General features: G+C 49.9%; 12 protein-coding genes and 1 pseudogene. 7 read left to right on the forward strand and 6 right to left on the reverse strand.

Translation table 11 applies throughout. From position 1 onward, the window contains the following. The first annotated feature begins 15 nt into the window (after positions 1-15). The 3 genes from WG68_RS00120 to WG68_RS00130 all read left to right on the forward strand — a co-directional run bounded on the left by WG68_RS00120 (position 16) and on the right by WG68_RS00130 (position 4,330). Positions 16-2,271 (forward strand): arginine/lysine/ornithine decarboxylase, encoded by a 2,256-nt coding sequence (locus WG68_RS00120; protein ID WP_046555632.1) that lies wholly within the window; start codon positions 16-18, stop codon positions 2,269-2,271. A 114-nt stretch (positions 2,272-2,385) separates the two neighbouring features. Continuing rightward, positions 2,386-3,498 (forward strand): DUF2157 domain-containing protein, encoded by a 1,113-nt coding sequence (locus tag WG68_RS00125; RefSeq protein WP_046555633.1) that lies wholly within the window; start codon positions 2,386-2,388, stop codon positions 3,496-3,498. Next, a complete protein-coding gene (locus WG68_RS00130; RefSeq protein ID WP_046555634.1) occupies positions 3,491-4,330 on the forward strand; it encodes a DUF4824 family protein in 840 nt (279 codons plus the stop codon). The genes WG68_RS00125 and WG68_RS00130 overlap by 8 nt, the downstream gene beginning before the upstream one ends. Here the strand turns inward: WG68_RS00130 and WG68_RS00135 are convergent. The 4 genes and pseudogenes from WG68_RS00135 to WG68_RS20000 all read right to left on the reverse strand — a co-directional run. Then, positions 4,314-4,916, reverse strand: a complete 603-nt coding sequence (locus WG68_RS00135) for a gamma-glutamylcyclotransferase (RefSeq protein WP_046555635.1) — start codon at positions 4,914-4,916, stop codon at positions 4,314-4,316. The two genes, WG68_RS00130 and WG68_RS00135, sit on opposite strands and share 17 nt — an antisense overlap. A gap of 136 nt (positions 4,917-5,052) precedes the next feature. Continuing rightward, complete coding sequence (locus WG68_RS00140; RefSeq protein ID WP_235357592.1) at positions 5,053-5,361, reverse strand: type II toxin-antitoxin system RelE/ParE family toxin; 309 nt, start codon at positions 5,359-5,361, stop codon at positions 5,053-5,055. Between the two features lie 11 nt (positions 5,362-5,372). Next, positions 5,373-5,609 carry an addiction module protein gene (locus WG68_RS00145; RefSeq protein WP_046555637.1) on the reverse strand — a complete coding sequence of 79 codons (237 nt, stop codon included), beginning with the start codon at positions 5,607-5,609 and terminating at the stop codon, positions 5,373-5,375. A gap of 184 nt (positions 5,610-5,793) precedes the next feature. Continuing rightward, positions 5,794-5,892: pseudogene (locus tag WG68_RS20000) on the reverse strand (hypothetical protein); the annotation flags it as partial. On the opposite strand from WG68_RS20000, the gene WG68_RS00150 reads away from it, so the two are divergent. Both WG68_RS00150 and WG68_RS00155 read left to right on the forward strand, forming a co-directional pair. Continuing rightward, on the forward strand, positions 5,876-6,085 hold the full coding sequence (locus WG68_RS00150; protein ID WP_046555638.1) for a hypothetical protein: 210 nt from the start codon (positions 5,876-5,878) through the stop codon (positions 6,083-6,085). The pseudogene WG68_RS20000 and the gene WG68_RS00150 sit on opposite strands and share 17 nt — an antisense overlap. A 534-nt stretch (positions 6,086-6,619) precedes the next feature. Beyond that, positions 6,620-7,534, forward strand: a complete 915-nt coding sequence (locus tag WG68_RS00155; protein ID WP_046555639.1) for a hypothetical protein — start codon at positions 6,620-6,622, stop codon at positions 7,532-7,534. A 35-nt stretch (positions 7,535-7,569) separates the two neighbouring features. On the opposite strand, the gene WG68_RS19625 is transcribed toward WG68_RS00155, so the two are convergent. Further along, positions 7,570-7,734: a hypothetical protein gene (locus tag WG68_RS19625; RefSeq protein WP_161796333.1), complete on the reverse strand. Its 165-nt coding sequence runs from the start codon at positions 7,732-7,734 to the stop codon at positions 7,570-7,572. Positions 7,735-7,777: 43 nt separating this feature from the next. Then, the gene (gene xseA / locus WG68_RS00165; RefSeq protein WP_046555640.1) at positions 7,778-9,115 is read right to left on the reverse strand and encodes an exodeoxyribonuclease VII large subunit; all 1,338 of its coding nucleotides are present in this window, start codon (positions 9,113-9,115) and stop codon (positions 7,778-7,780) included. A 153-nt stretch (positions 9,116-9,268) separates the two neighbouring features. On the opposite strand from xseA, the gene guaB reads away from it, so the two are divergent. Next, the gene (gene guaB, locus WG68_RS00170) at positions 9,269-10,738 is read left to right on the forward strand and encodes an IMP dehydrogenase (RefSeq protein WP_046555641.1); all 1,470 of its coding nucleotides are present in this window, start codon (positions 9,269-9,271) and stop codon (positions 10,736-10,738) included. Positions 10,739-10,815: 77 nt separating this feature from the next. Continuing rightward, the gene (guaA, locus tag WG68_RS00175) at positions 10,816-12,393 is read left to right on the forward strand and encodes a glutamine-hydrolyzing GMP synthase (RefSeq protein ID WP_046555642.1); all 1,578 of its coding nucleotides are present in this window, start codon (positions 10,816-10,818) and stop codon (positions 12,391-12,393) included. The last annotated feature ends 30 nt before the right edge of the window (positions 12,394-12,423 follow it).

Consider the following 12,423-nt stretch of genomic DNA (forward strand, 5'->3'; position numbering starts at 1 on the left):
AGCAAGGACTAACTGATGAAGTTTCGTTTTCCGGTTATTGTTATCGATGAAGATTTTCGTTCAGAAAATATTTCAGGTTCAGGCATTCGTGATTTAGCCGAAGCCATCGGTAGCCACGGTTTTGAAGTGGTGGGTTACACCAGCTATGTTGATTTAACGGCTTTTGCCCAACAAGCCAGCCGTGCCTCCTGCTTTATTTTATCAATTGATGATGAAGAATTTGGCAGCGGCAGCGATGCTGAAGTCAGCGCCGCCCTGACTGAGCTTAGGGCCTTTGTCAAAGAAGTACGCAAACGTAACGCCGATATACCGATTTTTTTATACGGTGAAACCCGTACCAGCCGGCATATTTCCAATGATATCCTGCGTGAGCTGCATGGCTTTATTCATATGTTTGAAGACACACCGGAATTTGTGGCCCGCCATATTATCCGTGAAGCCAAAAAATATCTGGATGCTTTAGCGCCGCCGTTTTTTAATGCGTTAATGGCCTATGCCGAAGACTCGTCATACTCCTGGCATTGTCCGGGACACTCGGGTGGCGTGGCCTTTTTAAAAAGTCCGGTTGGCCAGATGTTTCACCAGTTCTTCGGTGAAAATATGCTGCGCGCCGATGTCTGTAATTCGGTTGATGAATTAGGCCAGTTGCTGGACCATACCGGCCCGGTGGCACAAAGCGAGCAAAATGCTGCCCGCATTTTCAATGCTGATCATTTGTTTTTTGTCACCAATGGTACCTCCACCTCCAATAAAATGGTCTGGCACTCGGTAGTGGCACCAGGCGATATCGTAGTGGTCGATCGTAACTGTCATAAATCGATTTTGCACTCGATAATTATGACCGGCGCCATCCCGGTATTTTTAATGCCAACCCGCAACCATTACGGCATTATCGGCCCGATCCCGAAAAGTGAGTTTTCGCCAGAGGCCATCGCCAAAAAGATTGAGGCCAACCCTTTTGCCCGCAATGCCAAAAACAAAAAGCCGCGTATTCTGACCATTACCCAAAGTACCTACGACGGTATCTTGTATAACGTGGAAGAGATAAAACAGCAGCTGGGCTCAACTATCGACACCCTGCATTTTGACGAAGCCTGGCTGCCGCATGCCAGCTTCCATGATTTCTACAAGAATATGCATGCCATTGGTAAAGACCGGCCACGTTCAGCAGAAACCCTGGTATTTGCCACCCAATCTACCCATAAATTACTGGCTGGCTTGTCACAGGCATCGCAGATTCTGGTGCAAAATGCCACTAATCGAAGCTTAGATACCCACCGCTTTAACGAGTCGTACTTAATGCACAGCTCAACCAGCCCGCAATATGCCATTATCGCCAGCTGCGATGTGGCGGCGGCGATGATGGAAGCGCCGGGCGGCACGGCATTGGTAGAAGAAAGCTTACTGGAAGCCATTGATTTTCGCCGCGCCATGCGCAAAGTGGATGCCGAATTTGGCGATAATGACTGGTGGTTTACGGTGTGGGGCCCGGAGCATTTGCCGGAAGAGGGCATCGGCGAGCGTGATAACTGGATGCTGCATGCCACCGACAGCTGGCATGGCTTTGGTGCCATCGAATCCGGTTTTAATATTCTGGACCCAATCAAGGCCACCATTATTACCCCGGGCCTGACATTGCAGGGGCAGTTTGACGAACATGGCATACCGGCGACTATCGTCAGTAAGTACCTGGCTGAACACGGTATTATTATCGAAAAAACCGGCCTGTATTCGTTCTTTATTATGTTTACCATTGGTATTACCAAGGGCCGCTGGAACTCGATGGTGACTGAGTTACAGCAGTTTAAAGACGATTACGATCAAAACCTGCCAATGTGGCGGGTGATGCCGGAATTTGTGGCGAAGAATCCGCGTTACGAAAAAGTCGGTCTGCGCGATCTGTGCCAGCAAATTCATAATATTTACCGCCAGTTTGATGTGGCCAAAGTGACCACTGAGATGTACCTGTCGAATATTGAAACGGCAATGACCCCAGCCGATGCCTGGGCCAAAATGGCCCACCGCGAAATTGAGCGGGTGTCTATTGACGACATCGCCGGCCGGGTAACCGCTATGTTAGTAACCCCTTACCCACCGGGTATTCCTCTGATGGTGCCGGGCGAGCGTTTTAATGCCACTATTATTAAGTATCTGAAATTTACCCGCGCCTTCAACGGCCAGTTCCCGGGCTTTGAGACCGATGTGCATGGCCTGGTGCGGGAAACTATTGCTGGTGAGAGTCAGTACTTTATTGATGTGGTAAAAGAGTAGCGCTAACACGCCATGTTTGTAGGCTGATGTCAGTAAAAAACCGGAATGGGTTAGTTTTAGCCAATTCCGGTTTTATAGTTTTTAGGGTACTCTGTTACATCAGGCGCTGACAGCATGGATGAACCTAAGCCCGTGACCACCTTACCCCTTAATAAAACCCAGGCCCAGACCAGAGCTGATCAGGTGCTGGCCTTTCGGGCAGAACAGCAACTATTAGCCGAACAAGGCCTGCTGGCGCTGACTGACGACAACGCCCAAAAAATTCGTGAGTATCACAATGGCTTGCTGCAGCAACTGCAGCAAGGTCTGGATATCGATTTAAATGACCAAGCCCGCCATTTGTCGTTGGGCATGCAAATTGTCTCATTTCTTGGCGCTACCGCGCTGGCTGCCAGTTTGTTTTTTCTGTTTTATCAGTACTGGGGCTACTTTGCTAGCGCCACTCAGGTCACGCTGTTAGTGGCGGCGCCCTTATTAAGCCTGGGCCTTACGCTGTGGTTACAGCGAATTGATGACTCTGGTTATTACGCAAAATTAGCCGCATTACTGTCTTTTGTCGCCTGGGTGCTGAATATTGTGATGCTGGGCAGCATTTTTAATATCACGCCATCACCAAATGCTTTTGCTGTTTTCGCATTTTATGGTTTTGTGCTGGCTTACCTGGTGCAGGCCCGCTTGCTGCTGGCGGCGGCAATGCTCTGCAGCTTTATGTTTATCGGCGCGCAGTTCGGTAGCTGGATGGGCAGTTACTGGGTGTATGCCGGCGAGTATCCTGAGCATTTTCTGCTAACCAGTCTGCTGTTGTTTGTCGTGCCACTGCTGTTTAATCAACAGCGGTTTGATGGCTTCGCCAACCTGTATCAGATACTGTCAGCGGTGGTGTTTTTTATTGCCGTGCTGATATTAGCCAATTGGGGCCGCGTCAGTTATTTGCCCTGGTCGGCTGAGATTATTGAAGGTTGTTATCAGGTATTGGGGTTTGCAGCCAGTGCGTTGTTGGTGCTGTATGGCATCCGCACCCATGCAACCAAATTGATGCTAACCGGCAATGTGTTCTTTGCACTATTTTTGTATACCAAGTTCTTTGATTGGTGGTGGGACTGGTTACCTAAATACCTGTTCTTCTTGTTAATTGGCCTTACAGCGATTTTAGCACTCACTATGTTTAACCGTTTTCGCACGGCTCAGCATGCCAGGGTGCAACCAGCCGGAGGGCAGCATGGCTAATTCCCGCTCAACAAAACTGCCATGGCTGGCCGTTGCTGCTGTGGTGCTGGTAAATAGCGTGATACTTGGCAAAGTGCTGATTAATCGCAGCGATACCCTGGCTGAACTGCCGTTAACGGAGCGGGAACTACGCTTGCCTGGTAATTATGGCTTTGCCAGAGAAGATTCAGCTAAACGGCTTAGCCTGCAGTGGACCACGCCGAACCCAGAGCCGATCAACGAAGATAACCACTATCGATACCGCCACACTAACCGCAGTTTAGTACTCAGTGAGCAGCACTTTGCCAGTTTTCAGTTCGGGCCCTGCCAGCCAGAGCGCTATCGGCGCCAACAACAGGCCGGTTGGGTGTTACTGGAATTTAATGGCCCAGGCTACCAGCAAGCGCTGGCCCAAGCAGCACATTATAATGCGTTAGCACAGCAAGCAGCGCCAGGGCCTGAACTCGCGGGCGAGGCGCTACTGGATAAACAACAGCGGGCAGCAGCGTTGCTGCAGGCGGCAACAGACTCGGCTACCCGTTTGTACGTTATCGATGCCGCTGCCAACCCGGCGTTACTGCAAAAAGTGCTGGCTGCCAGATCAGCCACTGCCAACGGCACTCTGTTAATTGTGCCCGCCGAATTACAACCCGGTTATGCCCGCTGTAACAAAGCAGGGCAGACCATTCCCACTGAAATTATGGTAAACCGGCTGGCGGTAGAATCGCTGTATGTCCCCAAACATTTAGCTCAGGCATTACCGCAACACCGCAACAGCAGAGAAACAGTGCCGTTTCAGGCGACGATTCACTACGGTAAGCTGCATCAGCCCTGGATTAGCAGCCTGGAGTGAGTTTAACTGTGTCGTTAGCAGGGAGACGTTCTAACAGTGCCTGCTCAATCGCAAACACATGCTCGTCAGCTTCATTCATATCGCGCAGCGCCTGCGCTAATTTCAGTACGTATTCGCTATTGGGGCCACTGGGCCCTGCACTTTGGGCAATATGGGCGGCGATAGCCGCGTCAGTATCCGGGCCCAGATACGCTTCATTGTCGGCGCTGGCTAAATACACTAATCCTTCACTTTGGCCAGGCTCTTCCAGCCAATGCAAATCTGTAAACACCCGCAGGTAACCGTTTTTTTCGCGATGATCTAAATGCTCAAAGGTATCGGGGGTTACCTGATACGCCATACCCGCACAGCGTGCGCCCGGTGCTTCAACTAAAGTTAATACCCGCCCGGGCGCCTCAGGCGTGCCGCGATGATCATGCGAGCCCTGCCAGAAGCGGCGTTGCCAGCCATAAATACAAGCCGGCTTGCATTGCAGAAAAGGGAAATCGGCTTTATAAATCAGCGAGCCATAGCCAAATAACCAGACCGACTCCAGGTGGTGCAGCGGCTGGCGCTGTTGATTCAGGGCAATGGTGTTATGTGACATAGCTCTCCAGTTAGCCAAAGTTTGCTAACAATGCATTTGAGTATTGCCCAGCATGGTAGCAATATCCCTGGCTGGTAGTGCGGGTATCTGCCATATTCTGTTGGGGATTGGATACTTTTATTAAATATGTTTTGCGTCAAGTTTTTTCAATACGCTCGCTCCAATAGCCGGGCGTACGGGAATGATGAGCAATGGCAATGACAACAGCTTCATTTGGTCTTATCAGGCAGACGATGTCATAAGGAAAACGTTTAAGTATTATGCGTTTTGCTCCCAGCGCTCCGGCTTCGGCTGACATTGGAAGAAGAGGGAGGATATTCTCCTCAATAAGGTCTAAGGCAGTATCAACGGCGTCAGAAAAATCTTTGCCAAGTCCAGGCTTTTCCGACTCATACCAAGCCGCAGCTTCAGTAGCTTCTTCTGCTGCTTCTTCGAGTATCCGCACAGTGAGCAATTTTAACGTCCAATTCTGTCCTGTATTTTTTTTCGAAATTCCTTACGGTCTAAAAGTTTGGCCTGCCCAGAGTCGATTTGGTTAATTCTACGCACAATCTCCCGGTCCCAAGCCGCTTCCACAGCATCATCTGCAGGAGCGTCAAGGCTTTGTATCAGCTCATATGCCAGCTCAGCACGCTCTGGCTCAGAAAGCGTCATGAGTTCACAGCGGAGCCTTTCTAGTGTGGCAGTAGACATGTTGCCTCCGGGGGAATGTGTTCCCTGAATTGTAGTCTCATACACCACGCCTAACAAGGCATGGATGCAGTTAGGATTATCGTCATATCACCCTGGAAATTAATTGGCCCTTGCGCGTGCTTGATATAAAAACTGGGGGCGGATAACGATTAAAAGCTCTAATTTGCTTAGCACAATGCTTTATCTATGCCATTCGCAGTTTGCCGTTATTGGACGCTAATTTGTCGAGATGCCTTTGCCGATACTGATTGGGGGTAGAACCTGTGATGGCTTTAAACGCTCTGGTAAAGGGGCCTACCGATGCAAAGCCACTTTCTAAACTGGTGTTTTACGCCAAACGCGCGCGGCACGCCAGCATAAAGTGGTCAGTCACTGTGGTTGCAGCAGCAGGTTTAGCATCTACCGTTATAGGTGTTGCAGCAGCAGGCATGCTGATGTGGTGGCCCAGAATAGATGCCGTGTTTGGCGCACTGTAGTTACGTTTGCAAGCAGGGTTTATCCGCATCAATAGCCTTGCGGGCGTCTCAGGCACGTAAGGCGCAGCTGCCTACACCAATTTAGCTGTGAAACCGATCTGCACGGTTAGTGCGAGTGTGTTATCAGGCAAGCCGGCTAGAGAGTAGCTTATCAAAGTTGTGAAGGAATAAAATACACTGAACTTGATAAATAAGCGTTAATCATTATAATTTCTCGTAACAACACCCCTCCCGCTACCCGTAAGATCAGCGTCCTATGAGGGGTTACTTTTTCGTTTGGCGAGTGAAATATTAAATCTAGAAAAACTCCGAAAAGGGGGCGGATACAATTAAAGGTATATTTTTATAATTCATTATTTTTCAGTTGTTTAAATGAAAAATGGCGATTATTGGCTCCAACACCTTTTTCTACACGAGTGATCTGTAGCAAGTAAATCCAAGTGACGCCTACGCAAACAACGGAGAGTCTACTTTTATGAGTAAGTAGATCCTATTCACACCAGAGTATCGACCAATGGTGAAAGGACTTTGAAAATGAACACTTACGCAGACAGAATACAGAAAAGCAAAAGCCAATCGGCGGCTAGTGGCATTTCTTCAAAAATAGGCGCTGGTGAGTCGTCTTTAAAGTTTGTTGATAATCGACCTGAAGCTATTGCGCAGAGAAAATTGCAAGCGATGGCCAATAATCGTCCACAAACTAAACAGACAGGTCAGTTACATCCTTTTGACGCTGATTCAGTCGTGGTGCAGCGTATAATCAATGTCGATGGTAGGGACTATGGGCCTGATGATAAAGAGGCTTTTGAACAACGATATGACGAAAGGCACCGTGCAGGAATGCTTCCTGTTTTTTTGGATTTCCCTTATGCACCACGAACCATTGCTGACGCCTTAGCGGACCAACGACACATCTACTTAAAGTTTGAAGAGGACGATCCTGAATATGGGGTGTCTTATAATGGTGTAGCTAGTGCGTTAGTCACAGATGTGGGTGGTGGTAAACAACGTGTTGCTGGCGAGATTCCTGAATTGATTCTCAAACCCGCGGTTGGCTTTGAGCAAATGGATATCACTGGCTTAATCATGTGCATCGGAATTGTAATAGAAGCCCAAAAAGATAATGTAGTGGAAGCTGCATCTGGAGGGCATTTTGTGACACCGAGCGCGATGGAAGAAAGCGCATTAAATGGGCGTGGTGTAGGACAATTAGCATCTCTTATTAATCTTGCAAAACCACATGGAACTCTTTCGGCTACATTGTGCCATGCGGCAAGTGCTGAAAAAATTGACACTTCTAAGAAAAGCACAAGCATGTCGGCAATGACAGCAATCAATGCTATTGTCTCATTTCTTCTGTCCAACGGCGTATCCAAGGTGAACATCCTACAAACAGGCAGTAAGATTAGTTACAAGCTTGATTCTAATGGTAATCGATCGTTCGAGTAAGAATGAATCATAACGTTTACTCTGCATAACGGTTGCTACAGCGCGCTAAGAAAGGTTGCGCCTTCAACCACCTTACCTTGCGCTAAGTCTTCTTTTGCGGTCTTAAAGCAGTGTTTAAGGTACGCAGCTTTTATCGACTCAAGCTGTTCATTGTCGCGAACAGCCACAAACTCACTCTTAACCTTGCAGTTTTTGTTCATTTTCAGCTACACCTCATAAGTTTGTAATCTACAGGGTAAGTGCCTAAACACCATTCAGCTTTGTCACCTCGGCATCAAAACCACCTTCTGCTAACTTCACCGACACCTTATCACCAGCTTTTAGCTGTGCGGTTGAGGTTAGCACCTGCTGTTCGGCGTTAAAGCTGATGCTGTAACCCCGCGCCAGGGTAGCCAGTGGGCTTACGGTGTTTAGCTGGTTGCTTAAGCGGCCGAGGGTTTGTTGCTGCTGCTTTAATTGCAAACTTATACCGCGCTGCAGTCGTTGTTGCAGTTGCTGCAGCTGGTCGTGCTGCTGCCTAATGGCTTTGGCTGGTGATAAATGCTGCAAACTTTGCTGTAAATATTGCTGCTGGCGTTTGGCGTTAGCTAACTGCTGGCTAATAACCCGGTGTAAGCGCAGTTGCAGCTCGTCTAAGCGTTGTTGCTGTTGTTGCAAGCGCCGTTTTGGGTGCAGCGCCAGCAAGCGTTGCTCCAGTTGTTTCAGATCCGGCTTTAAGCGGTTTAACTGGCTGCGCTGGGCTTGCACCAGGGCGCTTTGTAAACGGCGTAGCCGCTCCAGTAAATGGCTTTGATCGGGTGATACCAGCTCGGCAGCCGCTGAGGGGGTAGGGGCCCGTACGTCGGCAACAAAATCGGTTAGCGCGAAATCAATTTCGTGGCCCACGGCGCTGACAATCGGAATAGGGCAGGCGGCTATGGCGCGTGCCAGTTGCTCGTCGTTAAAACACCATAAATCTTCCAGCGAACCACCACCGCGGCCGATGATTAATACCTCTACTTCATTACGCCGAATAGCCGTGCTGAGCATTTGCCTAAGCTGCACTGCGGCCTGCTCACCCTGCACTAAGCAAGGGTAAATTATTACTTCAATGCCCGGCGCACGGCGCTGTAATACGCTGACAATATCGCGAATGGCGGCACCGGTGGGCGAGGTTATCACGCCCACCCGGTTAATATGGGCAGGTAGCGGCTGTTTGCGCTCATCGCTAAATAAGCCCTCGGCCTGTAAGCGGGCTTTTAACTGCTCGTACTGCTGCTTTAGCAGGCCATCGCCGGCCGGCTCGATCATTTCAGCCAGCAGCTGGTACTCGCCGCGTGGCTCGTACACGCTGATGCGGGCACGAATTAGCACCTGCTGGCCGTTTTGCGGTTTTACGCTGGCATTGCGGTTGGCTTGCTTAAACATCGCCACTTTTACCTGCGCCGCCTGATCTTTTAATGAAAAATACCAGTGGCCCGATGCCGCCTGCACAAAATTAGACACTTCACCCACCAGCCACAGCCGCTGAAACTGCAGCTCCAGAATAAGCCTGACTTCGCTGTTTAAACGGGAAACGGTATAAATATCGGGGTTTTGCATTTGTGGCCCAGGGTTAGCTGTTCTGGGGTTAGTTTACGCTAAGCCGGCGTGATCGCACAAAAAGAAAAAACCGATTGTTCTATCGCCAACAATCCTTTAAAATAGCGCCGCAACATTCCCTATCTTTTCATCCTTCACAGCGAGATTGTTGCAATGCTCAGGATCAAGAAAGAAGCCCTTACCTTTGACGATGTGTTATTGGTGCCGGCGCACTCTACCGTACTACCCCACACTGCGGATTTACGCACTCAACTGACCAAAAGCATCACGCTGAATATTCCTATGGTATCGGCCTCTATGGACACGGTAACCGAAGCCCGTTTAGCCATAGCGCTGGCGCAGGAAGGTGGTCTGGGTTTTATTCACAAGAATATGACCATTGAAGAGCAGGCCACTAATGTTCGTAAGGTGAAAAAATACGAAAGCGGCGTGGTATCTGACCCCGTTACCGCCTCGGCGGATATGACGGTGCGCGAAGTACAGGCCTTGGCGCAGCAGCATGGCTTTTCCGGCTTTCCGGTACTGGATAAAGATCAGAACCTGGTAGGTATAGTTACCGGCCGCGATATGAGCTTTGAAGCCGATTTACAGGCCAGCGTTAAAGCGGTAATGACCCCGCGTGAGCGGCTGGTTACGGTTAATGAAAACGCCCCGCGCGAACAGGCTTTTAAACTGATGCACCAGCACCGGATTGAAAAAGTATTGGTTGTCGATGACAACTACAAGCTAAAAGGCCTTATTACCGTACGTGATTACTACAAAGCCGCCAGCAAGCCTAATGCCTGTAAAGACGAGCTAGGCCGCTTGCGGGTAGGCGCCGCGGTGGGCGTAGGCCCGGGCACCGATGAGCGCATTGCTGCACTGGTGGAAGCCGGTGTTGATATATTGCTGATTGATACCTCGCATGGTCACTCGCAAGGCGTGATTGACCGGGTTAAGCAAACCCGTGCTCAGTACCCGGATTTACAAATAGTTGCTGGTAATGTGGCTACCGCTGAAGGCGCTAAAGCGCTGGCAGAAGCTGGCGCCAATGCCGTAAAAGTGGGCATTGGCCCGGGCTCAATTTGTACCACCCGCATTGTTACCGGTTGTGGTGTGCCGCAAATTACCGCTATTTCTGATGCGGTAGAAGGCGTTAAAGGTACTGACGTTTGTATTATTGCCGATGGTGGTATCCGCTTCTCCGGTGACGTTGCCAAAGCCTTAGTGGCGGGCGCGCACTGCGTGATGGTCGGCTCTATGTTTGCCGGTACGGAAGAAGCGCCGGGCGAAGTTGAGCTGTATCAGGGCCGTTATTATAAATCGTACCGTGGTATGGGCTCGTTAGGTGCCATGGCACAGCGCAATGGCTCCTCAGATCGCTATTTCCAGGGCAGCAACAATGCCGAAAAACTGGTACCTGAAGGTATTGAAGGCCGCGTGGCCTACAAAGGCCCGATTGAAAACATTATTCACCAGCAAATGGGCGGCCTGCGCTCAGCCATGGGCTTAACCGGTAGCCCGGATATGACTACGCTGCGCACTAAGCCAGAGTTTGTTAAGGTAACTGCTGCGGGCATGGGCGAGTCGCATGTTCATGATGTGCAAATCACCAAGGAAGCGCCAAACTACCGCTTGGGCTAAACCGTTTTCAGCTAAGGTGGCTGGCGTTAGCCGGCCACTGTACTATTTACCCGTTTTAAAAGTCTTTAAAGGTCGCTATGAACAAAAACATTCATCACCACCGCATCCTTATTCTCGACTTTGGTTCCCAATATACCCAACTGATTGCCCGCCGCGTGCGCGAAATTGGTGTGTATTGCGAGCTATGGGCCTGGGATGTAACCGAAGCGCAAATTCGTGACTTTAACCCCACCGGTATTATTTTATCTGGCGGCCCGGAAAGCGTGCACGAGGCTAACTCACCGCGCGCACCACAGTATGTGTTTGACGCTGGTGTGCCGCTGCTGGGTATTTGCTACGGTATGCAAACCATGGCCGAGCAATTAGGCGGCAAGGTGCAGGGTTCAGATCTGCGCGAGTTTGGCTATGCCCAGGTTGAAGTGATAGCGGCTAACGACTTATTCGCCAAAATTGAAGACCATATCGGTGGTAACGGCAATGCGCTGTTAGATGTCTGGATGAGCCACGGTGATAAAGTGGTGCAAATACCAGATGGCTTTATTACCTGTGCCACCACCACCACCTGCCCGCATGCCGGTATTGTCGATGAAGCCCGCCAGTTCTATGGCGTACAGTTCCACCCGGAAGTCACCCATACCCGTCAGGGCTTGCGTATGCTGGAGCATTTTATCGTTAATATTTGCGGTTGCGATAAATTGTGGACCCCGGCATCAATTATTGAAGATGCCATAGTTCGTTTAAAGCAGCAAATTGGTGACGATCAGGTTATTTTAGGTTTATCGGGTGGCGTTGACAGCTCAGTGGTGGCGATGTTACTGCACCGGGCTATTGGTAAAAACCTGACCTGTGTCTTTGTTGATAACGGCTTGCTGCGGTTAAATGAAGGCAAGCAGGTGATGGATATGTTTGGCGACCACTTTGGCCTGAACATTATCAAAATCGATGCCGAACAGCGCTTTTTAGACGCCTTAGCCGGTGAAAATGAGCCTGAAGCCAAACGTAAAATTATTGGCCGGGTGTTTGTGGAAGTGTTCGACGAAGAGTCGCAAAAACTGGACAACGCCAGGTGGCTGGCACAGGGCACCATTTATCCGGATGTTATCGAGTCAGCAGGCTCTGCTACCGGTAAAGCCCATGTGATTAAATCGCACCACAATGTCGGTGGTTTACCGGCGCATATGAAACTGGGCTTAGTGGAGCCGCTGCGTGAGCTGTTTAAAGACGAAGTGCGCAAAGTCGGTTTAGAGCTGGGCCTGCCTTATGACATGCTGTACCGTCACCCGTTCCCAGGGCCAGGCTTAGGCGTGCGGGTGCTGGGCGAAATTAAAAAAGAATATTGCGATATTTTGCGCCGCGCCGATGCGATTTTTATTGAAGAGCTGCACAAGGCCGATTTGTACAACAAAGTCAGCCAGGCGTTTGCGGTATTCCTGCCGGTGAAATCAGTTGGTGTAATGGGTGATGCCCGTAAATACGACTGGGTAGTATCCTTACGTGCCGTAGAAACCATCGACTTTATGACCGCCCACTGGGCGCATCTGCCGTACGAGTTACTGGGTAAGGTTTCTAACCGTATTATCAATGAAATCAATGGCATTTCCCGCGTGGTGTACGATATCAGCGGCAAGCCACCCGCTACTATCGAGTGGGAATAATTTAACCGTCATCCTCGACATGCTGACGGT

This window comes from Arsukibacterium ikkense (assembly GCF_000987775.1).
Taxonomy (GTDB): Bacteria; Pseudomonadota; Gammaproteobacteria; order Enterobacterales; family Alteromonadaceae; genus Alishewanella; species Alishewanella ikkense.